Source organism: Streptomyces vilmorinianum, assembly GCF_005517195.1.
Classification (GTDB): Bacteria; Actinomycetota; Actinomycetes; order Streptomycetales; family Streptomycetaceae; genus Streptomyces; species Streptomyces vilmorinianum.
This window is the reverse complement of the sequence record NZ_CP040244.1, coordinates 6,979,229-7,004,133: the sequence shown is the minus strand read 5'-3', so window position 1 is coordinate 7,004,133 and position 24,905 is coordinate 6,979,229. Positions and strand designations below refer to the sequence as shown.

Annotated in this window: 21 protein-coding genes; 9 read left to right on the top strand and 12 right to left on the bottom strand. The window is 72.6% G+C overall.

From position 1 onward, the window contains the following. Nucleotides 1-72 precede the first annotated feature (72 nt). Both FDM97_RS32540 and FDM97_RS32535 read left to right on the top strand, forming a co-directional pair. Complete coding sequence (locus FDM97_RS32540) at nucleotides 73-1,125, top strand: Zn-dependent alcohol dehydrogenase (RefSeq protein ID WP_137994075.1); 1,053 nt, start codon at nucleotides 73-75, stop codon at nucleotides 1,123-1,125. Nucleotides 1,126-1,217: 92 nt separating this feature from the next. Then, entirely contained in the window at nucleotides 1,218-2,201 is a 984-nt protein-coding gene (locus tag FDM97_RS32535) for a hypothetical protein (RefSeq protein WP_137994074.1), read from the top strand. A gap of 69 nt (nucleotides 2,202-2,270) precedes the next feature. Here the strand turns inward: FDM97_RS32535 and FDM97_RS32530 are convergent, their stop codons facing one another. After that, entirely contained in the window at nucleotides 2,271-3,251 is a 981-nt protein-coding gene (locus FDM97_RS32530; protein ID WP_137994073.1) for a GlxA family transcriptional regulator, read from the bottom strand. A gap of 49 nt (nucleotides 3,252-3,300) precedes the next feature. Between FDM97_RS32530 and FDM97_RS32525 the strand changes: the two genes are divergently transcribed. After that, complete coding sequence (locus FDM97_RS32525) at nucleotides 3,301-4,578, top strand: MFS transporter (RefSeq protein WP_137994072.1); 1,278 nt, start codon at nucleotides 3,301-3,303, stop codon at nucleotides 4,576-4,578. A gap of 74 nt (nucleotides 4,579-4,652) precedes the next feature. Beyond that, the gene (locus FDM97_RS32520) at nucleotides 4,653-5,969 is read left to right on the top strand and encodes an MFS transporter (RefSeq protein ID WP_137994071.1); all 1,317 of its coding nucleotides are present in this window, start codon (nucleotides 4,653-4,655) and stop codon (nucleotides 5,967-5,969) included. A gap of 43 nt (nucleotides 5,970-6,012) precedes the next feature. Here FDM97_RS32520 and FDM97_RS32515 read toward each other — a convergent pair whose 3' ends face one another. The 8 genes from FDM97_RS32515 to FDM97_RS32480 form a co-directional block, all read right to left on the bottom strand. Continuing rightward, nucleotides 6,013-6,312 carry a helix-turn-helix domain-containing protein gene (locus FDM97_RS32515; RefSeq protein ID WP_137994070.1) on the bottom strand — a complete coding sequence of 100 codons (300 nt, stop codon included), beginning with the start codon at nucleotides 6,310-6,312 and terminating at the stop codon, nucleotides 6,013-6,015. Nucleotides 6,313-6,316: 4 nt separating this feature from the next. After that, nucleotides 6,317-6,661, bottom strand: coding sequence for a type II toxin-antitoxin system RelE/ParE family toxin (locus tag FDM97_RS32510; protein ID WP_137994069.1), 345 nt, complete (start codon nucleotides 6,659-6,661; stop codon nucleotides 6,317-6,319). A gap of 572 nt (nucleotides 6,662-7,233) precedes the next feature. Further along, the gene (locus FDM97_RS32505; protein ID WP_137995156.1) at nucleotides 7,234-7,824 is read right to left on the bottom strand and encodes a flavin reductase family protein; all 591 of its coding nucleotides are present in this window, start codon (nucleotides 7,822-7,824) and stop codon (nucleotides 7,234-7,236) included. Nucleotides 7,825-7,913: 89 nt separating this feature from the next. Further along, nucleotides 7,914-9,053 (bottom strand): hypothetical protein, encoded by a 1,140-nt coding sequence (locus FDM97_RS32500; RefSeq protein WP_137994068.1) that lies wholly within the window; start codon nucleotides 9,051-9,053, stop codon nucleotides 7,914-7,916. 53 nt (nucleotides 9,054-9,106) lie between these two features. Further along, a complete protein-coding gene (locus tag FDM97_RS32495) occupies nucleotides 9,107-9,901 on the bottom strand; it encodes an enoyl-CoA hydratase/isomerase family protein (RefSeq protein ID WP_137994067.1) in 795 nt (264 codons plus the stop codon). A gap of 8 nt (nucleotides 9,902-9,909) precedes the next feature. Then, nucleotides 9,910-12,141 carry an acetate--CoA ligase family protein gene (locus tag FDM97_RS32490; RefSeq protein ID WP_137994066.1) on the bottom strand — a complete coding sequence of 744 codons (2,232 nt, stop codon included), beginning with the start codon at nucleotides 12,139-12,141 and terminating at the stop codon, nucleotides 9,910-9,912. A 179-nt stretch (nucleotides 12,142-12,320) separates the two neighbouring features. Continuing rightward, nucleotides 12,321-14,474: an FG-GAP-like repeat-containing protein gene (locus FDM97_RS32485; protein ID WP_137994065.1), complete on the bottom strand. Its 2,154-nt coding sequence runs from the start codon at nucleotides 14,472-14,474 to the stop codon at nucleotides 12,321-12,323. 47 nt (nucleotides 14,475-14,521) lie between these two features. Then, nucleotides 14,522-15,091: a hypothetical protein gene (locus FDM97_RS32480; RefSeq protein ID WP_175439314.1), complete on the bottom strand. Its 570-nt coding sequence runs from the start codon at nucleotides 15,089-15,091 to the stop codon at nucleotides 14,522-14,524. A 525-nt stretch (nucleotides 15,092-15,616) separates the two neighbouring features. On the opposite strand from FDM97_RS32480, the gene FDM97_RS36930 reads away from it, so the two are divergent. Together FDM97_RS36930 and FDM97_RS32465 are read left to right on the top strand one after the other, a co-directional pair. After that, nucleotides 15,617-18,964 (top strand): ALF repeat-containing protein, encoded by a 3,348-nt coding sequence (locus FDM97_RS36930; RefSeq protein WP_432816267.1) that lies wholly within the window; start codon nucleotides 15,617-15,619, stop codon nucleotides 18,962-18,964. 132 nt (nucleotides 18,965-19,096) lie between these two features. After that, nucleotides 19,097-19,474 carry a hypothetical protein gene (locus tag FDM97_RS32465; RefSeq protein WP_137994062.1) on the top strand — a complete coding sequence of 126 codons (378 nt, stop codon included), beginning with the start codon at nucleotides 19,097-19,099 and terminating at the stop codon, nucleotides 19,472-19,474. Between the two features lie 56 nt (nucleotides 19,475-19,530). Here FDM97_RS32465 and FDM97_RS32460 read toward each other — a convergent pair whose 3' ends face one another. Then, entirely contained in the window at nucleotides 19,531-20,685 is a 1,155-nt protein-coding gene (locus FDM97_RS32460; RefSeq protein ID WP_137994061.1) for a flavin-containing monooxygenase, read from the bottom strand. A 169-nt stretch (nucleotides 20,686-20,854) separates the two neighbouring features. Between FDM97_RS32460 and FDM97_RS32455 the strand changes: the two genes are divergently transcribed. Together FDM97_RS32455 and FDM97_RS32450 are read left to right on the top strand one after the other, a co-directional pair. Continuing rightward, nucleotides 20,855-21,304: a DoxX family membrane protein gene (locus tag FDM97_RS32455; protein WP_137994060.1), complete on the top strand. Its 450-nt coding sequence runs from the start codon at nucleotides 20,855-20,857 to the stop codon at nucleotides 21,302-21,304. After that, nucleotides 21,304-21,717 (top strand): Zn-ribbon domain-containing OB-fold protein, encoded by a 414-nt coding sequence (locus FDM97_RS32450; protein ID WP_137994059.1) that lies wholly within the window; start codon nucleotides 21,304-21,306, stop codon nucleotides 21,715-21,717. The genes FDM97_RS32455 and FDM97_RS32450 overlap by 1 nt, the downstream gene beginning before the upstream one ends. Here FDM97_RS32450 and FDM97_RS32445 read toward each other — a convergent pair. Beyond that, on the bottom strand, nucleotides 21,706-23,616 hold the full coding sequence (locus FDM97_RS32445; RefSeq protein WP_137994058.1) for a serine/threonine-protein kinase: 1,911 nt from the start codon (nucleotides 23,614-23,616) through the stop codon (nucleotides 21,706-21,708). The genes FDM97_RS32450 and FDM97_RS32445 overlap by 12 nt on opposite strands. Before the next feature lie 176 nt (nucleotides 23,617-23,792). Next, a complete protein-coding gene (locus FDM97_RS32440; protein ID WP_137994057.1) occupies nucleotides 23,793-24,425 on the bottom strand; it encodes an HAD family hydrolase in 633 nt (210 codons plus the stop codon). A 56-nt stretch (nucleotides 24,426-24,481) separates the two neighbouring features. Between FDM97_RS32440 and FDM97_RS32435 the strand changes: the two genes are divergently transcribed. After that, complete coding sequence (locus tag FDM97_RS32435) at nucleotides 24,482-24,880, top strand: SSI family serine proteinase inhibitor (RefSeq protein ID WP_137994056.1); 399 nt, start codon at nucleotides 24,482-24,484, stop codon at nucleotides 24,878-24,880. Nucleotides 24,881-24,905: the final 25 nt, after the last annotated feature.

Genomic DNA, 24,905 nt, shown 5'->3' with positions numbered 1-24,905 from the left:
GGTCTCGTCAGGGTTTCGGGAAGGGGTGGGGTGGGGGAGATCCCCCGCCCCCGGACAACGGAGGCGCACGTCATGAGAGGTGTCGTTTACGACGGCAAGCACGTTCAGGTGGTCGACGATCTGGAGGTCAGGGACCCCGGGCCCGGCGAGGTGCTCGTGCGCGTCGGAGCCGCCGGGCTCTGCCACAGTGATCTGTCCGTCATCGACGGGACCATCCCCTTCCCCGCCCCCGTCGTCCTCGGCCACGAAGGCGCCGGCGTCGTCGACGCCGTCGGCCCCGGCGTCACCCACGTCGCCCCCGGCGACCATGTCGCCCTGTCCACGCTCGCCAACTGCGGCGCCTGCGCCGACTGCGACCGCGGCCGGCCCACCATGTGCCGCAAGGCGATCGGGATGCCCAAGCAGCCCTTCTCCCGCGGCGGCACGCCCCTCTTCCAGTTCGCCTCCAACTCCTCCTTCGCCGAGCGCACCCTCGTCAAGGCCGTCCAGGCCGTGAAGATCCCCCGCGACATCCCGCTCACCTCCGCCGCCCTCATGGGCTGCGGCGTCCTCACCGGCGTCGGCGCCGTGCTCAACCGCGCCAAGGTCGACCGCGGGGAGACCGTCGTCGTCATCGGCACCGGCGGCATCGGGCTCAACGTCCTCCAGGGCGCCCGGATCGCCGGCGCCCTCACGATCGTCGCCGTCGACACCAACCCCGCCAAGGAAGAGGCGGCCCGCCGCTTCGGGGCCACGCACTTCATGACCTCCGCCGACTCCGTACGGGACATCCTGCCCACCGGCGCCGACCACGTCTTCGAATGCGTCGGCCACACCGGCCTCGTACGCACCGCGATCGACCTCCTCGACCGCCACGGCCAGGCGATCCTCCTCGGCATGACCGCACCCACCGCCGAGGCGAGCTTCGCGCCCGCCGCGATGTTCCTGGACAAGTCGATCCTCGGCTGCCGCTACGGCTCGTCCCGCCCCCAGAAGGACATCGCCCTCTACGCCGAGCTCTACCGCGAGGGCCGCCTCCTCCTCGACGAACTCGTCACCACGACCTACCCGGTCGAGGAGTTCGCCAAGGCGGCCGAGGACGCCGAGCAGGGGCGGGTCGCGCGCGGAGTCCTGACCTTCCAGTGACCTCCGAGCGGCGTTATGGTCATGACCATGTCGTGCCGCGAGCTCGCCACCCGCCCCGTCCTCACCTGGTCGGTCTCCTCCAGGCCCCGGCGATGCTCACCCGCGACCTGCTCCGGGCCCGGCGCAGCGGGGGAGAATGCCGCACCCGCCCGACGGCGCACGGCCGGCTGGAACGGCCCTGGGACCGGCGCGTGACCTCAACCGCCTCGTCCCCGCTCGTACTTCACGGGCGCCTCGGGCAGCGCGCCCGGTTGCGCTCGGGTGAGTTGCTGCTCGAGTCCGGGCGGGAGGTCCGGCGCGTTCCGGTGGCGGCGATCGACCGCGTGGAGGTGCGCGGCCGCGGCGGGCGCCGGCTCGCCGTCGTCCTGACCGGGCCGGAGAACGGTGTGCCCGAGACGTACCTGCTGACCTCCCGCAGCCGGATCGCCGTGGAACGGTTCGCCACCGTGCTGAGCGAGGCGCTGCCGGTACGGGACGCGGCCGAGCCACAGGTTCCCGGCCCACGGCGGGTGACCGTGGAGCGGCGGGAGCGGCGGACGCGGCCGGGGTGGCGACGGATCCTCGCCGTCGAGCCCGGGACAGCGGTGGCCGCCGCGTTCTGCCTGGTGATGGTGGCTCTGCTGGTCACCGGGTCCTGGGCAGGCGCGCTCTGCTGGTTGTTCGTCCCGCTCCTGGGCGGTGCCGGCGTCTCGCTCACGAGCCTCGGCTGGAAGACTGCCCGGGACGGTTGGGTCCTGGTGACCCGGGGGATCACGGTGGACGGCCGGCGGAAGAACTCGGGCTCCATCGACCACGGCGACACCGACGCGCTGTACGTCTATCTGTTCACCGACACCGACGGGGCACCCCGCGCCTACCGGGGTTCGAACGGCGGCCGGGACGAAGAGGAGATCACCTACGATCCGCGGGACCCGGGCGTGTCCCAGCTGCGGCGACGCACGGTGGCCCAGCTGGTGGCCGGACTGGCGCTGCTCCTCGTTCTCGTCCTCCCCCTGCTCGCCGGTGGCGTGGTCCTCGGCCTGCTGGCGTTCGCCGACCTGTTCGGCTTCGGCTTCTGGTCGTTGGGCGAGTTCTAGGGCGTTCACGGGTCCACCGCGCTACGGGTCCACCGCGCTACGGGCCGACCGCGCTACGGGTCCACCGCGCTACGGGCCGACCGCGCCCGCCGACCGGAAGGTGCGCCGGTAGGTCGTCGGCGTCACGCCGATCGCCGCCTGGAGGTGGGAGCGGAGCGACTGGGGCGTGCCGAACCCGGCGTCCCTCGCCACCTGGTCCACCGGGAGGTCCGTGGACTCCAGGAGGTGCCGGGCCCGTTCCACGCGCTGCCGGGTCAGCCACTGGCCCGGGCTGATGCCGACCTCCTCCCGGAAGCGGCGCGTGAACGTCCGTACGCTCATGGCCTCCCGTACCGCCAGATCGCGCAGCTGGATCGGCTCGTGCAGATGCGCCAGCGCCCAGGCGCGGGCCGCGGTCGTGGTCGCCGTCCCAGTCCCCGGGAGCGGGCGCTCGACGTACTGGGCCTGGCCGCCGTCCCGGTGCGGCGGTACGACGGTCCTGCGGGCCACCTCGTTGGCGACGGCGCTCCCGTGGTCCTTGCGCACGATGTGCAGGCACAGGTCGAGTCCGGCGGCGACGCCCGCCGAGGTCAGCACGTCCCCGTCGTCGACGAACAGCACGTCCGCGTCGACCCGCACGCGCGGGAACAGCCGCTGGAAGTGCTCGGCCGAGGCCCAGTGCGTGGTGGCCGGGCGCCCGTCGAGGTAGCCGGCGGCGGCTAGGACGTACCCGCCGGTGCAGATGGACACGAGGCGCGTCCCGGGCCGGATGTGCGCGAGCGTGGCCGCCAGTTCGTCGGTCAGCCGGCCCTCCTCGTAGACCGGGCCCAGCTCGTACGAGGCGGGGACGACGACGGTGTCCGCCGTCGCGAGGGCCTCGGGGCCGTGCTCCACGTGGACGGCGAAGTCCGCGTCGGTGGGGACCGGGCCCGCGACCGGGGCGCAGGTCGCGATCTCGTAGAGGGGGCGGCCGCTCGCGGGGTCCTTGGCGCGGCCGAAGATCCGGTGGGGAATGCCCAGTTCGAAGGGGAGGAGGCCGGGCAGGGCGAGGACGGCGACACGGTGCGGCACGAGTAAATCCCTTGGTGGTCCAGACCACTTGCTGCTACAAGTCGGGTCCGTGACGGACAAGCAGGCGGAAACAGCGGAGCACTACTCGTACAAGTCTGAGGTCCGGGAGAGCGTTCCCGCACCTGTCGGGGCTCCCGCCCTCTGGAACCGTAACTTCCGGCTCTTCTTCGTGGCCCGTGCCGCCGCCGTCTTCGGTGAGGGCATGGTGCCCGTCGCCCTCGCCGCCGGTCTCCTCGGCGCGGGCCGGCCGGACTCCTCCGTCGGCTACGCGCTGGGCGCCTGGATCGGCCCGTTCGCGCTGTTCGTCGTCTTCGGCGGTGTGCTCGCGGACCGGTTCACCGCCCGCCGGATGATGATCCTCGCGGATGTGCTGCGGCTGCCAGGGGCGGCCGTCCTCGCCGTCTCGTTCGCCGTCGGCAGCCCGCCGCTCTGGGCGGTGTACGCGCTCAGCGCCGTCAGCGGTGTCTGCGCCGCGCTCTTCCAGCCCGGGGTCGCCTCCACGATCCCGCGCATCGCGCCCGACGTGCAGCGCGCCAACGCCGTCCTGCGGGTCGTCGAGTCCCTGATGGCCATGGCGGGCCCGGCCGTGGCGGGCCTCCTCGTCGCGCTCGTCGGCGCCGGAGCGGCCTTCGGGGCCAACGGCGCGACCTTCGCCGTCAGCGCTCTCTGCCTCGCGCTGACGCGCATACCCGCGGCCGCGGCCGCGGGCGACGCGGCGGTACGGGGGTCACTGCGGGCCGAAATGGCCCTTGGCTGGCGGGAGTTCCGGGCCCGGAACTGGCTGTGGGGGGTCATCGCGATCTGGACCGTGTACGGCCTGACGGTCGCCGGCCCGCTGGTGCCGCTGACGGCGACCCTGGTGACCGGCGACCACGGCTCGGCCGCGTACGGGACGCTGATGGCGGTCAACGGCGCCGGCAGCGCCGCGGGCGGCCTGCTCGCCCTGCGCCTGCGCCCGCGCCGCCCGCTGGCGGCGGGCGCGGTGGCGCTGCTGGGCCTGCCGGTGAACCTCGTCCTGCTCGGCGCGGGGGCGTCCGTGGCGCTGCTCGGGGTGGGGCAGTTCCTGGGCGGGGCGGCGTTCGCGTTCTGGCTGGTGATGTGGTCGACGTCGGTCCAGACGCACGTACCGCAGGACGCGCTGAACCGCATGCACGCGTACGACGTGGCCGGCTCGCTCCTGATGATGGCGGCGGGCCGGACGCTGGCGGGCCCGGTCGCGGAGGCGGTGGGTACGGAGGCGGTCCTGCTGGCGGGGGCGGGGATCGCGGTGCTTGTGGTGGTGGCGCTGCTGGTGGTGCGGCCGATCAGGACGCTGCCGCGGGTGTGAGGGACCCGATCCCATGGCCTGATTCTTGTCAAAGCTGTCATTCGGGCCAATGGTCCGGGTGGTGGGGGATCACGATGCTGAGTGACGTGAGCCAGACAACCGAGACCCCCGCGCCCGTCTCCTCCCGTACCCCCCGCACGCCCCGCACCACCCGCATCCACCGCGCCTGGTTCGTCGCGGGCGTCACCTTCGTCACGATCATCGGCGCGGCGGCCTTCGCCTCGCTGCCCGGCCTGCTGATCGAGCCGCTGCACGGCGAGTTCGACTGGTCGCGCGGCACGATCGGCTTCGCGGTGTCGGTGAACCTCGCGCTCTACGGCCTCACGGCGCCGTTCGCCGCGGCCCTGATGGACCGCTTCGGCATCCGTAAGGTCGTCGCGGTCGCGCTGAGCGTGATCGCGCTCGGCTCCCTGCTGACCGTGTGGATGACGGCGGCCTGGCAGCTCGTCCTCTTCTGGGGCGTCCTCGTCGGCCTCGGCAGCGGCTCGATGGCGCTGGCGTTCGCGGCGACGGTGACGAACCGGTGGTTCGTGGCGCGGCGCGGCCTGGTGACGGGCATCCTCACGGCGGCCGGGGCCTCGGGCCAGCTGGTCTTCCTGCCCCTGCTGTCCTGGCTGGTCGAGAACCACGGCTGGCGCCCGGCCTCGGTGACCGTCTCGCTCTCCGCGCTCGCGGTCGTCCCCTTCGTCTGGCTGCTGCTGCGCGACCACCCGGCGGACGTGGGCCTCGCCCCCTACGGAGGCACGTTCGCGCCGAGGCCCGCCCCGGTCACGGGCGCGGCGCGCCGGGCCGTGACCGTCCTGTCCAAGGCGGCCCGCACCGGCCCCTTCTGGCTCCTGGCCGGCACCTTCGCGATCTGCGGCGCCTCGACGAACGGCCTGGTCAAGACCCACTTCGTGCCCGCCGCCCACGACCACGGCATGCCGATCACCGCGGCCGCGTCACTCCTCGCCGTCATCGGGGTCTTCGACGTCGTCGGCACGATCGCCTCGGGCTGGTTCACGGACCGCTTCGAGGCGCGCCGCCTGCTGGCCGTCTACTACGCCCTGCGCGGCGTCTCGCTCCTCTTCCTGCCGATGCTCCTCGCCCCGTCCGTCCACCCGCCGATGATCTTCTTCATCGTCTTCTACGGCCTGGACTGGGTCGCCACGGTCCCGCCGACGATCGCCCTGTGCCGCGAGCACTACGGCGACGACTCCGCCATCGTCTTCGGCTGGGTCCTCGCCTCCCACCAGGTCGGCGCGGCCCTCGTCGCCTTCGCGGGCGGCGTGGCCCGTGACGTCTTCGGCTCCTACGACGTCGTCTGGTACGCCTCGGGCGCCCTGTGCGCGGCGGCGGCCCTGATGGCCCTGGTGATCCGCCGCCGACCGACGGCTCCGGCCGCGGCGTGACCGCGCGACCGCGACGCCAGTGCTTCCCTGGGGGACGGGGCGGTCAGCCCGCCCGTTCCAGTGGCTCGAACCCGACCTGGAGGCGCATCCCCAGAGCAGTCGCGAGGCGTTCGAGGAGGGGAAGTGTGGGCATGGTGCCACCGGCCTCGAAACGGGCGACCGCGGGCTGCTGGAGCCCGGCGGCGCGCGCGAGCTGAGTCTGCGTCATCCCGAGCTCCTCCCGCCGCTCACGCACCGCGCGCCCGAGCTCGAAGCGGATCCGTGCGGCGTCATAGGAAGCCTGCGCCTCGGGGTGGTCCAAGGCTTCCTCGCGCAGCCCGTTCCAGCTCTTCCGGTCGCTCATCGAGTCACCCCTCATCGACTGTGTGCTCCTGCGCGACACACTGCGCCCAGGCCCGCACGGCCCTCTCGACCTCGGCAGCGTCCCGCTGCCGGGTCTTGCGGAACACGGTCAGGAGAATGATCCTGCGACCGGTGGCGATCCAGTACGTGACGCGGATCGCGTCGCCGTCCAGATGAAACCGCAGCTCCCGCACCTTGCCGGACAACTGCTTCGTGTACGGCTCGCCGAGATGCACCCCGTGGTCGGCGAGCAGGTCGACGTAGAACGCGACGGTACCGCGGTGGCTGTGGCTGAGCCCGAGGAACCACTTCTCCACCTCCGGCTCGACTTCGACACTTCCCCATGACATAACACGGACGTTATGACCACCTTACCCGGTCCGTGTGCGGATGGTCCTGGACTACTCGAAAGGGTGAGGAGTGCCCCGTCGCATCGAATCGCGGGCGAGTGCACCCGCCGGGCGGACGAGGCGAGGCCATCGTTCTCACCAGCCTGTTCGCCTCGCGTTACCGGCAAACCATCCCCGGCTGCCGGCCGAAGCGGCACAGCGACTCGACATCGCGCCTCATCAGCTTCCGCTGCATTTCACTCCGCGGCTGTCAGCGTCGATTCTCATCATGGGAGACATGACCAACCCGGACCTCACCACCGGCAGTACCTGGCGGCTCCACCACGGCGACCAGGAGATTGCCCGGCCGGCCATGACCGGCGCCGATATGCCCTGGACTCACGCTGAAGCTGGCTGACCGGAGCCCCCAGCTGCTCCGCTGCCCAGCCAGGCGCTCATGACCTGCTTCATCTGCCCGGGATCCGGACGATGAGTGCCGTCCGGCCCGCTCGAAACCCACTCGTGCTGTCAGCGGTCATGACGCCGCATGGTGTCAGCTCTGCCGCGGACAGCGCGCTCCCTTTCCGCTCGCCCTACCCGCTGACGCGTCCGAAGCGGCCGAACCGCCCCTGGTGGAACAGCAGGGGGTCGCCGTCGGTCGTCGCGCCCAGGGTCTCCACCCTGCCCACCACGATCAGGTGGTCGCCGCCCGTGTGGACGGTGGTGATCGTGCAGTCGATCCAGGCCGGGGCCCCGGTGAGGCGCGGGGAGCCGGTCGCCGGGGCCGCGTCGTAGGGGACCTCCGCGAACTTGTCCGCGCCGCTCTTGGCGAAGCCCAGGCACAGGTCCCCCTGGTCCGCGCCCAGGATGTTGACGCAGAAGGTGCCGGCGCGGGCGATGCGCGGCCAGGTGGTCGACGTGCGGGCGACCATGAAGGCCACCAGGGGCGGGTCCAGGGACAGGGACGCGAAGGACTGGCAGGCGAAGCCGGCCGGGCCCTCGGGGGTGAGGGCCGTCACGACTGTGACCCCGCTCGCGAAGTGGCCCAGCACGCGCCGGAACTCGGCCGGATCGACCGGTGGCCGCTCCCCGTCCCGTACCGCCCGCAGCCGCGGCCGGGGGTGCGCTTCCACGGCCGTGGGCGAACCGGCCGACCTGAGGTATCGGACGGCGGTGGCCGCCATCCCAGCGTGTCCCATCACACGGTCCATTGAAGCTGACGATCCGTCAGATAGGAACCCTCGGGCCGGCCCCTCGTCCGGCAGTGCCGCGATCAGATCAAGGCGTTCTTGTACGCGATGTTCACCCGGCGGTCGCCCGAGACGCCCGAGGCGAAACCGAAGGTCAGCCGCGGGAGGTAGCCGCCGGCGTTGGCCGGGTCGGGAACGAGCATGATGTTCATGCCCTCGGGCTCCCTGTAGACGAGGCTCTTCAGCGCGCGCGTGAGGGCTCGCTCCGAGACCCCGGTGTTCAGGTCGACCCTGGTGATGTGGGTCGTCCCCACGTCCGTCGTGTCGGTCGGCCCGCCGCTGGCGTAGGCCTCGCCCTCCAGCATGTACATGTACGAGCCGTAGAGGCAGAAGCCCTGCGCGTCGTACACCGGCCTCGGCAGGTTCGCGAAGTGGTGCAGCGGCGCGCCCAGCGGGGCGGCGGCCGCGGTGTCCAGGTCCCAGACCGCGCACTGCAGCTGCCCGTTGCGGTTGAAGCGCACCAGCAGTCGGCGGTGGTGCATGTCGACGACCGCCCGCGGCGCGGTCAGCGTGCTGCCGGCGCCCGGCAGCTTGAGCGGGTCCGGCGTACGGTCCTTGAAGTCCATGGCCGTACGGTCCGCCGCGACGTCCCAGTGGAAGCTGCGCGGCGGGGCGTCGGCCGCGGGTCCCACGTACTTGATCCGGCACACCTTGGTGCCGAAGCCCGTGGTGCCCTCCGCGTTCGGCTCGGAGTCGTACTCGATCCAGATGTACGGGGCCGAGCCCTTCGCCGTCGTCTCGATGCCGATCTGGGCGCCGTGCCCGAACCCGCGCAGATACATCCGGCCGAGCTTGGTCGAGCCGTCCTCGCTCAGCTTGGTGATGGCGATGTCGCCCTCGAGCTTGCGCGTCGCGTAGGACACCCCGTCGCCCGGGTTGTACATGACCTGGGCGACATACCAGTGCTTGTTGAGATGGTCGTAGCCCGCGCACTGCATCACGGTGGGACACCAGGCCTGCTTGTGCATGAACAGGGCGTCCGACGGGTCGCTCAGGTCGAAGGCCTTCGAACCCGGCAGCGCCGTGACCGCGGCTTCCTCGGCCGCGATCCGCGCCTGCGCCGTCGAGGCGGTGACGCCCCCCAGCACCAGACCGGCGACGGCGCCCCCACCGAGCCGTATGAGCCCTCTCCGGCTGACAGGACCCGTACCGAAAGCGTTCATCACATGTTCCCCTCGAGGAAAGGACGTTGAGGGGACAACCTAGCTGCTCACCGCTACCGGCCCTCGTACCGCGGAGTCCGTCGTTCCACGAAGCTCGCCACGCCCTCGTTCGCGTCCCGCGTCGTCATGTTGATCTCCTGCGCGGCCGCCTCCGCCGCGAACGCGCTCGCCCGGTCGGCCTCCAGGGACGCGTTCACCAGCTGCTTGGTGAGCGCCAGGGCCCGCGTCGGGCCCTGGGCCAGGCGCTCGGCCCATTCCCGTGCCGTCTTCTCCAGCTCCTCGTCCGCGACGACCCGGTTCACCAGGCCCATGTCCCGGGCGTCGTGAGACGTCACCGCGTCGCCGAAGAACATCAGCTCCTTCGCGCGCCGCGGGCCGACCAGCCGGGGCAGCAGATACGCCCCGCCCCCGTCCGGCACCAGGCCCCGCCGTACGAACACCTCGATGAACCGCGCCGACTCCGCCGCCAGCACCAGATCGCACGCGAACGCCAGATGCGCCCCGATCCCGGCCGCCGTCCCGTTCACCGCCGCGATCACCGGCTTCTCGCAGTCCAGTACGGCCCCGACGAGACGCTGCGCCCCCAGCCGGATCATCCGCGCCACGTCCCCGGCGATCCGTTCCCGGGAGTCCCCGGAGGGTGGACTCGCGCGCAGGTCCGCCCCCGCGCAGAAGCCCCGCCCCGTCGCCGTCACCACCACCGCCCGTACGTCCGGGTCCGCCGTCGCCTCCCCGAGCAGCGCGATGATCCGCTCCCGCTGCTCCCAGGTGACCGCGTTCATCGCCTCCGGGCGGTTGAGCGTGATCCAGGAGACGCCGTTGTCCACGGCGTGCAGTACCTCTTCCATCACGGCTCCTATCGGCACACCGCCAGCGCGTCCAGCGCCACCGCGCCCTGCCCGCGCGGCAGCACCATCAACGGGTTGATGTCCAGCTCGGCGAGGTCGCCGTCCAGCTCCAGGGCCATCCGCTGCACCCGCAGCACGACCTCCACCAGCGCGTCCACGTCCGCCGGCGGAGCACCCCGTACGCCCTTCAGCAGCGCCCGCCCGCGCAGTTCGCCGAGCATGTCCCTGGCCTGGTCCTCGCCGAACGGCGGCACGCGCACCGCCGCGTCGTTCAGGACCTCGACCAGGACGCCCCCGAGCCCCACGGTGACCGTCGGACCGAACAGCGGGTCACGCGTCACGCCCACCACCATCTCGACCCCCCGCCCGACCATCTGGCAGACCAGGATCCCGTCGAGGTCCACACCCTCGTAGCGGGCGATGTCGGTCAGCTCCCGGTACGCGTCCCGCACCTGGCTCGCCGAGGTCAACCCCACCTTCACCAGGCCCAGTTCGGTCTTGTGGGCGAGCTGCGCGCCCGACGCCTTCATCACCACCGGGTAGCCCACCAGGCCGGCCGCCCGCACCGCCGCCGCCGCGCTCGTCACCAGCTGCTCGCGCGGCACCCGGATCCCGTACGCGCGCAGCAGCTGCTTCGCCGCGTGCTCGCTGAGCTGCACACCGGGCCGCATCAGGGCCCGCGCCTTGCGGAAGGAGGGCGAGGGGGTGCGCGGGGCCTCGTCGAAGGGGGAGCGGTAGCCGGTGGTGAAGCGGTGGTGGTCGAGGTAGGCCTTCACGGCTCCGACGCAGTTGGAGAACGTACGGAAGGTGGCGACGCGCGAGGAGCCGAGCAGGGTCTCCCGGTAGGCCGCCTCGGTCCCGAGCGGTGAGCCCCACACCACGCACACCAGCTTGTCGGTGGCCTCGGCCGCGTCGACCAGGTCCTGGGCGAGCTTGTCGCTCATGGGTGGGAACGGCCCGGTGATCGGGCAGATCAGGACGCCGACGGACGGGTCGGCGAGGACCGCGTCGATGATCTTTCGCCCGCGCCAGTCGCCCACCGGGTGCCCGCCGTTGTCGACGGGGTTGGCGACGTCGAGATACGGCGGTATCCACTGGTGGAGTTCCGCCTGCTTGCCCTCCGAGAGGGTGGGCAGGCGCAGCCCGGCCGCCGTGGCCAGGTCGGAGAAGTGGGCGCCGGTGCCGCCGGAGATCGAGTAGACGACGACACCGTCCGCGACGGGCCTGCGCGCGCGGGCCAGCAGTGCGGCGGTGTCCTGGAGTTCGTCGAGCCCGTCGACCCGGATCACGCCGAACTGCCGCATGGCCGCGTCGACGACCTGGTCCGCGCCGGTGAGCTTGCCGGTGTGCGAGGCGGCCATCCGCGCTCCGGTCTCGGTCCGCCCGACCTTCACCGCGACGACGGGCACGCCCTCGCGTGCGGCGCGGTCGGCGGCGAGCAGGAAGGAGCGGCCGTCCTTGAGCCCTTCGACGTAACAGGCGATGGCCCCGACCTCGGGCCGGGTCGCGAAGTACGAGATGAAGTCGGCGGTCTCCAGGTCGGCCTCGTTGCCGGTGGGCGCCCAGTGGGAGAGCCGTACGCCCAGCTCCTGCATCGTGAAGACCGGCCGGCCCTGGTGGCCGGACTGGGTGATCAGGGCGATCGCCGGGCCGTCGAGGTCCTCGCGGAACCGCTCGAAGGCGTTGAGGTTGGTGTTCGGGCCGAGCAGCCGGATCCCGGATCGGCGGACGGCGGCGGCGAGCCGCTCCTGCGCGGCGGCGCCCTCCTCGCCGGTCTCGGCGAAGCCGGAGGCGAAGGCGACGGCGAACCGCACCTTGGCCTCCGCCAGCTCCTCGACGACCGGCAGCGGGTCGGCGACGAGCAGGACGGCGAGGTCGACGGGCTCGGTGATCGCGCCGACGGAGGGCACGCAGTCGATCCCGAAGACGCGCGTACGGGTGGGGTGCACGGGCACGAGCCGGGCGCCCACCCGCTCGGCCCAGGCGATCAGCTGCCGGGTGATCCCGGTGTTGGGCCGCCCCTCGGCGTCGGAAGCCCCGACGACGGCGACCGACCCGGGCCGGAAGAACCGGTCGAGGTCGGGCACGGGGGCGTACAGCGGCCGCCCACTGACGTCGCGGTCGCCGTCCACGGCGGTGCTGCCGTGCACGGCGGTGCCGGGCGTCCCGGGGTGCTCGCCGCAGGCGACCACGCGGGCGCGGAGATCGGTGGTGAAGGTGCCGTGAGTCGATCCGAGCATCGTTTCCGCTCCACCCTTCCGCCCCCTGCGACTGTTCTGACGCTTAGTCAGATTACAGAACTGACGGCCAGTCAGGAATGGGTGTGCGCGTACGTGATGTGGCGGAGAGACGGGGGGCGGGGAGAAGGGGCAGGGCCCGCCGGGCGTCCGGCGGGCCCCTCCGGGGTCGTACCCCGGTGTCAGCTGTTGGTGTAGCGGTTCACGAAGTTCACGCGGGCGAAGGTCCACCCCGTCGCCGTGGACCAGCCGGTCTGCACGGTGCCGAGTGCGCCCCCGGCCAGGGCCGGCCAGGTGAACATCTTCACGCTGCCGTCGGTGTAGCCGTACATCGTGGCGAGGTCGTCACGACCGTCACCGTTGTAGTCACCGATGACGATCTTCATCTGCGCCGCCGTCAGGTCACCGGCCTTCGCGTTCAGGGCCACCGAGGGAGTGCCCACCGTGCCGTCCGCGCGGCCCTTCAGGACCTGGAAGGCGTCGTGGCCGTCGACGTAGTCGTACCAGAGGCCGACGTCGTCGCGGCCGTCGCCGTCGAAGTCACCCGCGTGGACGCCGGTGCGGTCCAGGGCGCCCCACGTGTCGGAGGACCAGGCCTGCTTCGCCGTGAAGCCGCCGGCCGGGGTGGCCGTGAACAGCCACAGCTTCACGGCGGTGTCGCTGTATCGGTACAGGGCGCCGAGGTCGTCGCGGCCGTCTCCGTTGAAGTCGCCCGTGACGTACTTGGCGTTGTTCGCGGTCCAGCTCCCGGTCGGGGCGGACCAGCCGCTGAACGGCGTGGCGAAGGCGCCGCGCGTGTCGGACAGGAAGGTGAACAGCGCGTCGTGGCCGTCGGCGTAGTCGTACCAGGCCACGACATCGTCGCGGCCGTCGCCGTTGAAGTCGCCGCTGTGCAGCCGGACCCGGGAGAAGGTCCAGTTGCCCGGCGCGACGGACCAGGACGAGAACGGGGTCGCGAAGGTGCCGTCGGGCCGGCCGAGGAACGTCCACAGCTTCACGGCGCCGTCGGAGTACCCGTAGAACACGGCGACATCGGCGCGTCCGTCGCCGTTGAAGTCGCCGGACACCTTCTTCATGTTGTCGTGGTACCAGTTGCCGGCGGGCGTGGTGAACGCGGTACGGGGCGCGGTGATCGCGCCGGTGTCGGAGCCGCCGAAGAGGTGCATCGCGTCGTGGCCGTCGGCGTAGTCGTACCAGTCGACCATGTCGGCCTTGCCGTTGCCGTCGAAGTCGTTGCGGACGGCGGTGCCGGTGGTCCACTGGGACTGGCCCTGGGCGTTGTACACGACGAGGTTGCCGCGCTCCTGGAGGACGACCGAGCCGGAGGCGGCGGCGGTGCCGGACTGCCACAGGGTGGCGGTGTCGGCGGCGTTGCGCACGACGAGGTTGCCGTCGGCGCCGAACAGGGCCGTGGCGCCCGCGTTGCCGGCGGTGTTCGTGGACCAGAGAGCCTTGCCGGCCTTGGTCGTGACGACGAGGTTGCCGTCGGCGCGCATGGTGAGCGTGGCGGCGGCGGAGGCCAGCGTGTCACCGGGCAGCAGCCGCTGTCCGGCGGCGAGCCGGGAGCCGGTCGCGACGCCGTCCGTCCGCGCGGCCACGGCGCCGTTGCGGGTCTCCGTCACGCCGAAGCAGCCACCCTGCCAGGAGCGGCTGCTGACGCCGACCAGCTCCACGGCGCCGTTCCGCTCGCGCAGCACCGGGCCGCCGCTGTCGCCCATGCAGATCGCGTCGTCGGCGGTCCGGCCGGTGATCGCGAGCGAGGCGGCGTCGGCCGTGTTCACGTCGAAGGACGCCACGTGCAGCCGGTCCGGCACCCACTGGGTCTTGGTCCGGCCGTAGCCCGCGACCTTCAGGGCGTCGCCGGCCGCGGCGGGCGTCGACGCCATGGCCACCGGCTGGATCCCGGTGGCGGGCGTGGCGAGGCGCGCCAGGACGAGGTCCCGCCCGGCGCGCGGCACCAGCTCGGTGACCTCGGTGACGTGCCCGCCGGTGGTCGCGGTCAGATCGGCGCGGCCGATGGTCGCCACGGTCTTCAGCGCGGGTGCGCCGGCCGCGACCGCACCACCCTGTAACGGGCTGGCGGCGAAGCAACTGGCCGCGGTGACGATCCAGTTGGGGTCGATGAGGGCGCCGGAGCAGCCCCGCATCTGGTCGCCGCTGCCGATCTGGAGCTGTGCCGTGAAGGCGTACGAGGTGTCCGTGACCGGGGTGCCGATCGCCGCCTGCGCGGGCGTGGCGGTCAGGACGGCGGGTCCCACGATCAGGGCGGCCGCCAGTGCGGTCAGACGCACGGGTCTGGTGTGCCGGGCATGACTGGTGTGACTGGTGTGTCGCATGAGTGAGTTCCTTGGTGGCAGGTCTGATGAAGGGAGTCGGCCGGGCGCTACTTCGAGGTCCTGATCTCCACGAGCATGTGGGGGCGGCCCTGTTCGTCCGCGCTCTCGCCCACCGCCTTCCAGGAGTTCGCGGGGACGTCGTAGGACTTCGCCTCGGTGCCGACGGTCATGTCGACCTCGGTCGCGTACTCGGGGGCCTTGATGCCGTACACCGACGGGATCTCCAGCGTCAGCCAGCCGCTGGTGCCGGTGGCGCGGAAGCAGACGCGCTGCTTCTCGCGGGACCAGACCTCCAGCAGGCCTGTCCCTGAGGCGCAGTCGGCGAGGAGGATGTGGCCGTCGCCGCGCTTCAGGACGATGCCCTGCTCCGCGAGGATCCTGTCCGCCTCCGGGTAGTTGTAGTCCTCGATCGCGAAGCCCGGGGCCTCGTCGGCGATGGCCTCGGCGGAGGTGACGTCCCCGGTCGTGACGCCCCCGGCGGTGACGTCCCCGGCGGGCGTTCCCGCCGGGGCGCCCGCCATCACGAGCCAGGCCAGGGCGCCCGCGGCGACGGCGGCGGCCAGCGTGCGCCCCGCGAGGCGCTTGGTTCTTGACGCAATGGTGCTACGTGCCTTCATCACAGTCCTCATGTCGAGTTCCGGCCACGTGCTCGGAACGTACGCGTAGATAGCGCTTGCGGAATGGCCGGAAAGCATGCGCGACCAGGGATTGCGCATGCTTTCGGAATCACCCCCGGCACCCCCCAGCGCCCCTCGAACAATCAGCGGGAGAACATCCCCGAATGGGGAGACAACGCGAAGATCGCGCCCCGCAGCCCCCGGTATTAAGGCCGCACTCCGAGCGTTTGTCCATGAAACAAACCGTCACAAAGGAGCTATATCTCCAAGCTTGACTGTGACCTGCCTCACGCTGCAGGAACGTCGATCGGCACTTGTGAAGGATCCGTGGCGGTGGCGAAGAGGTTCGGCGATATGCCGTTCGCCGTCGAGTTGCGCGTGTCATTTCGTTCTCCCCGCGCCCAGAATTCGCCTTCCGGAAAACGGGTGGAGAGTCGGCAGAGGCCGGGTAATGTGCGCGCCTGTACTGCTGGATTCGACATTCGTCACTGCACCGTCGTATTTCGTACGGGAAGGATGCATACTTTGTCAGCGTCACTGTGGAGCAGACGCCGCATACTCACGACCGTCGCCGCGGCGACCGCCACTCCCGCCCTGCCCTCCATCCTCACCCTGACGGCGACACCCGCCCGCGCCGCCGGCACGGCCGTGGCCGAGACGGGCACCGGACTGCCCGACACCGACCGGGGCAGGGCCGTCTGGGCGTACAAGGTCGGAGGCCGGGCCGTACGCGAGGCCGCCGCGGCCGCCCTCGTGGGATCCCCGGCCGCCGTCTCCGCCTTCCTCACCGCCGAACTCCCCGCGGCGAAGGCGGAGGACAACCGCTTCGCCGTCCTCACCAGCCTCCCCTACGCGGGCAAGTCGGCCCGCCAGACGGCCGAAGCGGCGTTATCCGCGGGTGACGACGCCATCGCCGCCTTCCTGCGCGACGGCTATACGCAGTCCGTCGAGACGGACCTGCGGGTGGCGGTCTTCACCATCATGAACAACGCGGGCGCGGCCGTGAAGCGGGAGGCCACCGCGGCCCTCGACCAGGGCACCCAGGAAGCACTGAAGACGTTCCTGGTGCAGACCCAGCACACAGCACGGCAGGAGGACGAGAGGGTCGAGGCCCTCACCATCCTCGACACCGCCTCCCCGGAGGTGAGGAAGTACGCGGAGCGCGCCCTGACCGACGGGTCGCCCGAGGCGATCCGCCAGTTCCTCGTATCCGGCCAGTACATCGCCCGCGCTCGCGACGAAGAGGCCGCGACGATCGGCCAGTTGGTCGCCATCGTGGAACGCGAGGGCGAGCGGGCCAGGCTCAAGACGGAGCAGGCCGTCGCCGCCTCCGACCGCGCGAAGGAGGCCGCCGAGAAGGCCAAGGCCGCCGCGCTGAAGGCCGCAGAGGAAGCGCGGGCCGCCCAGCAGGACGTACGCAAGTCGGCGGCGGCGGCGAACAACGCCGCGAGCGCCGCACGGGGCGCCGCCGACGCCGCCTCCACCGCGATCGCCGCCTCCCGCACCGCCCAGTCCGCCTCCCACCGCGCCGCGCTGGCCGCCCAGGCCGCCGCTGCCGCCGCCGCGTCCGCCGGCAACGCCGCGTCCCGCGCCTACAGCGCCGCGATCGCCGCCTCCAAGGACGCCACCAAGGCCTCCGCCGCCCGCGCGGCGGCCCAGGGCGCGCGGGACGCCGCCCAGCGCGCGAGCACCGCCGCGCAGGCCGCCGACCAGGCCGCCATCGCCTCCCAGCAGGCGTCGTCCGCCGGGTCCGCCGCCGCGAGCGCCGCCCAGAACGCCGCCGCGGCCGCGAACGCCGCGGCCGACGCCGCCGCCTCCGCGGGCGCCGCCCAGTCCCAGGCCGCCAAGGCGCGGCAGGCGGCCGCCGAGGCCAGTGCCGCCGCCGCACGGGCCACCCGGGCCGCGTCCACCGCCCAGGGACTGGCGAACAGGGCCGCAGCCGCGGCCCGCGTGGCCCGCGACGCGGCCAACAGCGCCGCCGCCCACGCGCTGAAGGCCGCGGCCGCCGCCGACGAGGCGGCCGACCACGCGGGCGAGGCGGTCGAGTACGCCAAGCGGTCCACCGAGTACGCGGCGGCGGCGATGCAGGCGGCGACCGCGGCCGCCGACGCCGTCAAGGAAGCCCAGGCGGTGGAGCAGGCGGCCCGCGAGGCGGAGACCGCCCGCATCGCCGAGGACACGGAACTCGGGATCCTGGAGGCCCGGCTCAGGGCCCAGGCCGAGATCGACGACGTCACCCAGGCCGAGCGGCAGCGCACGGAGGCGGACAAGACCGCCACGGAGATCAAGGACCTCATCGCCGCCGCCGAAAGGGCGTTGAGCGCCGGAGACACGGCCACGGCCCTCACGACCGGCCGGAAGGCCGCCGTCAGGCTCCTCGACGCGACCGGCACCTGGACCCGGGAGGCCGCCGAGTTCGCGGTCGCCGGCACCGACCAGGACCTGCTCAACTGGATCGACACCGACCGCGTCCTCGCCCAGCGCACGGACGACCGCGAGACCGTCCTGGCCATCGCCAAGGCGGCCAAGTCCGCCGTCGGCCAGGCCGCCTACGCGGCGCTGGCCAGCGACGCCCCGGACGCCGCGCGCAACTTCCTCGACCACGGGGTCATCGAGGCGGCGGCCACGGACAACCGCGTCAACGTCTTCCGGATCCTGGGCCAGAACCCGGGCCGGGCCGTCAAGGCGAAGGCCGAGGCCGCGCTGAACGCCGGTACGGCGCTGGCCCTGCACCGCTTCCTCAGCGTCGAACTGCCGGTGGCGATCAAGGAGGACGACGCGGTCGAGGTGTTCCGCCTCCTCGACACGGGCGGCATCTACATGCAGTCGGCGGCGAAGATCGTGCTGGAGGGCTCCGCCCGCATGCGGCGCAGCTTCGTCAGCCACGACAAGTACAACATCGCGCGCCTCGACCACGACCACGCCACCCACGTCTCCGCCATCCGCGCCGCCATCGCGCACGCCGCGAAGGTCGCAGCGAAGGCGCTGGAGGACGCCGCACTGGCCTCCAAGGCCGCGGCCGAGGCCCGCCAGGCGGCCGCGGAGGCGACCGAGTGGGCGGCGAAGGCGCAGACCTACGCCACGGACGCCGCGAACTCGGCGCAGCAGGCGAAGGCGAACGCGGACGCCGCCGACAAGTCCGCCGCCGACGCGGCCCAGTCGGCGGCGAGCGCGAAGGCCGCCGCGTCCGTGGCGCGCGGGGCCGCCCGGTCGGCGAACTACTCGATGCGGCAGGCGGCGGCCTCCGCGCAGCAGGCCGTCGCCTCGGCGACGAGCGCTCAGGCCTCCGCCTCCAGCGCGGCGGCCTCCGCGACCCAGGCCGGCCAGGACGCGCAGGCCGCGGCGAACGCCGCGAGCCAGGCCCGCAGCATCGCGGCGCAGAAGCGGCAGGCCGAGGCCGCGGCGGCCGCGAAGGCGGCGGCCGAGGCGGCGAAGCAGCACGAGCAGTCCGGGACCAGCCCCGTCGCGGAGGACGACGACGCCGACACCAAGTTCTGGGGCCTGTGGCCCGAGGACATGTCGGACGCCAAGGACTGGGCGGCCGTCACGGGCCACTGGAGCACGATCGCCGGCACCGCCTCCGTCGTGCTCGGCGTCGGCGCGCTGTTCTTCCCCCCGCTGGGCGTGGCCGCCGTCGTGGCCGGCGTGGTGTCCTGGGGCCTTCAGGGAGTGAGCGCCGTGCTCAGCGGAGTCGGATACGGCTGGGACAGCAGCGACTTCAAGACGGCCCTCGGCATCTTCGTGGTCGGCGGTCTGTTCCTCGGCAAGGGAGCGCTGTTCAAGAAGTTCGGCGTGGCGGAGGAGATCGGCGCCAAGGTGTCGAACATCGCGAGCGATGTGACGACGACGGTGATCGGCTGGCTGACCTGGTAGGCGGCCCCGCGCACCCCGGTGGGCCGGGACGCGAGGTGATCGCGTCCCGGCCCGTCCGGGCGTGCGGACGGACGGGCGCCCGGGCGTCCGGACGGACGGACGGACGAACGGAAGGACGGAGAGAGGAAGTTCATGCTGACGTCGACGCTGTCCACCGGTCAGTGGTGGGTGGCCGCCATCGTGTCCGGCATCGCCCTCGCGCTGGCGGCGCAGTCCATGGCCACCACGACACGGGACAAGCTGATCGCGGTGTCGCTTCCGCTCGTCGGTGCCGTCGGCATCGTCCTGAACTCGGCGGCACGCGGGTACGAGGGCCGGACGCCGCTGGTGCTGTACACGGCGACCATGATCGTCCTGGTCGTGCTGCGGATCCTGTTCGCCCCGTACGTCTCCCGCCAGCTCGCGCTGAAGCGCTCGGGGAAGCCCATGGAGGACATGACCGGGAAGCAGACCGCCCTCTTCTTCCTCGCCTTCGTGGCCACCCTGATCTCCGTGGCCTTCCTTCTGTGACGAGCTCTGTGACGAGCTCTGTGACGAGCGGGATTCCGTGACGAGCGGGCGGCTCGTCAGCGGTTTGCCGTCCGGGCGATCCGCCGGGCGATCTTCTCCGCGTCGATGGCCATCTCGCGGAACATCCCGCTGATCGGGTTCGTGAACCCGGTGAAGTAGAGCCCCGGTGCCTCGCGCGGGCAGCGCGCGCCGTGCACCGTCGGCCGGCCGCGCTCGTCGAGCACGCCGAGGTGCCCGACGAGGGGTTCCAGGGCGCGGCGGTAGCCGGTGGCCGCGATCACCGCGTCCGGGGTGATCGCGGAGCCGTCGGCGAGGACGACCTTGTCGCCGTCGAAGGACTCGACCGCGCCGACGACCTCCACCTTCCCCTGCCGTACGGCGTCGATCAGACCCACGTCCTGCACCGGAACCGCCCCCTCGCGCACCCGCGAGTACAGCCCCGTGTCCGGGCGCGGCAGCCCGTGCGCCGAGAGGTCCGGCACGGAGACGCGGCCCATCACCTCGCCCGCCTTGTCGACCAGGCGGACCGGCAGCCGCCGCACCAGGATCCCCGTGCGCTGGGCCGGCCACCCGGCGGTGGAGCGCCGCACGATGTGCGGCACCGTGCGCACCGCGAGCCGCACCCGGGCGGCCCCGCCCTCGGCGAGGTCGGCCGCGATCTCGGCGCCGGTGTTCCCCGCACCGACGACCAGGACGTCCCGCCCGGCGTACGGGGCGGGGTTGCGGTACGCGCTCGCGTGCGCGATCTCGCCGCCGTACGCGTCGAGGCCGGGCCACTCGGGCAGGCGCGGGGTGTGGTTGTACCCGGTGGCGACGACGACCGCCCGCCCCGTCAACCGCCGCCCGCCGGTCGCGTGCAGGAGCCAGTCGTCGCCGGAGCGCTCGATCCGGGAGACCTCGACGCCCGTCACGATCTCCAGCTCGTGCGTCTCCGCGTACTTCTCCAGGTACCGCACGACGTCCGCGCGGGCGACCCAGCGCCCGAAGGAACGGGGCATCGGCAGCCCGGGCAGAGCGGACAGCCGGCGGGTGGTGTGCAGCCGGAGCCGGTCGTAGTGGGCGCGCCACGAGGCGCCGACGGCGTCGGACTTCTCCAGGACCACGGCCCGTACGCCCCGCTTGCGCAGGGTGGCGGCGACGGCGAGTCCGCCGGGTCCGCCGCCTATGACGTAGACGGGGTGGTCGGGTCTGGAATGGGGGGTGTTGGTCATGAATGCTCAGCGTAATGACGCGCTCACTTGTTGGGTCTCGGTCAAGAGGGAAATCGGTTGCGAAACGGTCACGTCTGCGCGGGTTGTGCAGAGGGCTTGCGCGGGGGACGGGGATCCGCTGAACTGACGTACCGTCAGATAGTGGTTCGGGGAGGGACAGGTACGAGTGATGCAGACCATCTGGCTCACCGGCGCCGAGTGGCTCGCCGTCCTCCGCATCGGCCTCGGCCTGTGGTGGCTGGAGAGCTGGCGCCACAAGGACAAGAAGGGCTGGTTCGAGCGCGGCACGGGCATCGCGTGGGCGGCCGACGTCGCGGGCAAGCACCGCTGGCCCTTCGTGAAGCGCGGCTTCGAGTCGGTCGTCGCCCCGCGCCCGAAACTGATGGCGTACGTCGTCGTCTACGCGGAACTCGCCCTCGGCCTGGGCCTGATCGCCGGCTTCCTCACCCCGATCGCCCTCGTCGGAGGCCTGCTCCTGAACCTCCTCTACCTCGGCCTGATGATCCACGACTGGGCCGAGCAGGGGCAGAACGCGATGATGGCGCTGATCTCACTGGTCGCCCTCTTCGCGATGTCCTGGCAGACCTGGTCCCTCGACCACGCGATCGGACTCTTCTGATGACGGCCGCCGACCCCGACATCGACGCCTTCACCCGCCCCTACTGGGAGGCGGCGGGGGAGGGCCGGCTGCTGCTGCGGCGCTGCGGCGCGTGCGGCCGCGCGCACCACTACCCGCGCGAGTTCTGCCCCCACTGCTGGAGCGAGGACGTGCGCTGGGAGCGGGCGAGCGGCCGCGCCACGCTCTACACCTGGTCCGTCGTCCACCGCAGCGACCTCCCGCCCTTCGGCGACCGGGTCCCGTACGTGGCGGCGGTGGTGGACCTCGCGGAGGGGCCGCGGATGATGACCGAGGTGGTGGGCGTGGAGGAGGGCGACCTCCGGATCGGGATGGACCTGGAGGTCACCTTCCGGGCGGAGGGGGACGTCACCGTCCCCGTCTTCGGCGTCCTCGGCCCGGGCTCACACGGGTGAGATGTTCCGCCAGAGCTGGGCGCGACTTCCGGAGTCACAGGTGGTCGTCATCACGAACGGAGGGCCAGCCGTCAGGCACTGGCCGCTGTTCATGTTCACGAAGGTCCGCCCGGAGGACGTGGTGGCGCCGATCTTCCACGACTGGAGGCTGGAGCCGTTGCAGGCGACGGCCGTGGCGCCGGGGTTCCCGTTCGGCTGCAGGCAGTGGCCGGTCTTCTTGTTGACCAGCCGGAAAGTTCCGTTCGCGCCTGCCGAGTAGGTCCAGACGTACGAGACGCTGCCACTGTTGTTGGGCAGGGAACCGCACTCGTAGGTGTTGGCGAAGACGCCGTAACCCGCGTTGTACTCGCCCAGGCACTGGCCGTTGGAGGCGTTCTCCAAGGAGTACGTCCCCGAGGGCGCGGAGCCGCCGGTGGACGGCGGGGGCGCCGGGCGCGTCGTCTTGCCCCCGGACGGGCTCGTGGTGGCGCCCGAGCCGCCGGAAGTGGTGGTGCTGGATCCGCCCGACGCGCTCCCGGAGCCGCCGGTGGTGCTCGACCCACCTGACGCGCCCGATCCACCCGACGCGCCTCCCGCGGCCGCTCCGCCGGTCGCCCCGCCCGGCGGAGGCGCGGGGTTCGGGCCGCCTGAGGGGGAGCCGCTCGGCGGGAGGGGGGAGGACGGTGTCGTGGTGTGGGGCACGCGGTTGTCCGGTACCGGCTGGGACGCGGTGACCGACGGCGGCGGGGTCGAGGGCCCGGGCCCCGCGCCCCGCTGGGAGAGGTCGTACGGGGCGAGGGCGAGGGTCAGGGTCGTGCCCGTCGCCACCACGACGGGGAGCGCGACCAGCAACACGCGGCTGCGCCGCTCACGCCGGACGGCGGGCGCGGGGGCGGCGGTGTCGGCCGCCTTCGGGGAGCCGGACGTGTCCGGGACCGCGGGGCTCGCAGGAGTATCAGGCTTCTCCGGGCTCTCCGGACCCGAGGGAGTCTTCTCCTCCTCCGCGCCCCGGGCGATCAGTTCGGCCGTCGGCGGGTCGGCGGCGAAGGCCTGCCGCCGGCCGATCCGCTCCGCCACGACCGCGGGCCACGGCGAGGCCGCCCCCGCGGCCACGTGACCGGCGGACCGCTCGACGAGCTCGGCGGCCGACGGCCTGTCCGAGGCGTCCTTGGCGAGGCAGGAACGCACGACCTCGGCCAGCTCCGGGTCGGCCTCGGTCAGCTGCCCGAAGTCCGGTTCGGCGTGGACGACCCGGTAGAGCAGGTCCGGCCCGGAACCGTCCCCGAAGGGCGGGCGCCCGTTCGCCGCGTACAGCAGCAGACTGCCGAGCCCGAACACATCCGCCGCACCGGTCAACTGCCGGTCGGCGACGGCCTGTTCCGGTGCCATGTACGCCGGGGTCCCGATGACCATGCCGGTCCTGGTCAGCCGGCTCTGGTCGGCCGCGCGGGCCACGCCGAAGTCGATGAGCGTCACGCCGTCCGACGTCAGCATGACGTTGGACGGCTTGAGGTCGCGGTGCACCATGTCGGCGGCGTGCACCGCGCGGAGTCCGTTCGCCGCGTCGTGCAGCAGCCGCCACAGGGCGTCGCCGGTCAGCGGCCCGCGGTGCAGCCGGATCGCCTCGCTCAGGGTGATCCCGGGGATGAACTCGGTCGCGAACCACGGCGGCCGCGCGGTGCGGTCGCTCGCGAGGAGCCGCGCGCTGGCACCGGCGGGCAGCCTGCCCAGGTTGTCCAGCTCGTGCCCGAAGTGGCTCAGGAAGTCCTGGTCCTCGGCGAGGGTCGGCAGCACCTGCTTGACGGCGGCGTACCGCCCCGGCACGGCGCCGAGATACACCCGCCCCATCCCGCCGGAACCGAGCACCCCGAGCAGCCGGAACGCCCCGATTCGCCGCGGATCCCCCGACTCGAGCGGCATGGCCCCGCTACCCGTCAAACTAGAGCTATTTTCCAGTCCCCCATGCATGGGCACAGACTAGCCGAGGCGGTTGCGGTTCTGAACAGACTGTCAAGTCGCAGAGCCGCACGAAGGGTTGCCCCCGTGCGCCGCCCGGTCAGGCGATGTGGTTGTACGGCCGTCCGGGACCTCGGGACTCACACCGTGCCGGCGAAGGCCAGGATCTCCGGGGCCGCCGCGGCCAGCGACGGGAAGTGGCGGTGGGCGCCGCCCTCCGGGGCGTCGGGGCTGTTGACGGTCCAGACCGTCATCCCGGCGTCCAGGCCCGAGCGGACGCCCGAGGGTGCGTCCTCGACGACCAGACAGTCGGCGGGGGAGGCGCCCAGGCGGTCCGCGGCCAGGAGGTACGGGGCCGGGGACGGCTTGCCCTCGGTGACGGAGGCGGCGTCCACGACGAGGTGGGGCAGCGGAAGCCCGGTCCGCTCGAAACGGCCCCGGACGCGGTGCTCGTAGTTGGAGGTGACGAGCGCCCAGGAGCCCGTGGGAAGGGCGGTGAGCAGCTCGGCGGCCCCGGCGAAGGCGCTGTACTCACCCGAGCGGACGTCCGCGTCCTCCAGCTCGTGCAGGAGCGTCAGACACACGTCCGGGTCGAGGTCGGGTACGACGGCGGCGAAGGTCTCGACGGGCCGGGTACGGAGAGCCACCGCGTACACCTCGTCCCCGTCGAGCCCGTGCCGGGCCGCCCAGGCGTGCCAGACCCGGCGCTGGTTCGCGACGGCGTCCATCAGGGTGCCGTCGACGTCGAAAAGAATGAAGTTCCTACGGGGCATAGCCCTGATGCTATGCATTCGGTGACCCGGGCAAGACGTGCCTCGTTGGGCGGGACATGAACGTGAAGACCGCCTCCGCGCTCGCCGCCACCGCCCTCGTGAGCCTGACGCTCGGGGCCGCCTCCCCGGCGTCCGCCGCAGCACCCGCCGCGGACCCCGCCCAGCTGATCCTGACCGCCTCCTCGCAGGTCGACGGCAGCCTCCGCGCCGTCTCCCTCCTGTGCGGACCGGCCGGCGGCACCCACCCCGACGCCCACGCCGCCTGCGCGGCCCTGGACGCGGTCGACAGCGACCTCGACAGGCTCCCGGTCTCCGAGAGGCCGTGTGCGCAGATCTACGACCCGGTACGGGTCACGGCGACCGGCACGTACGCGGGCCGCCTCGTCCGCTGGGACAAGACCTACGGCAACACGTGCGAGCTGGAGCAGGCCACCGGCGCGGTCTTCCGCTTCTGACCGGTGGCCACACTCCCGTACGTAC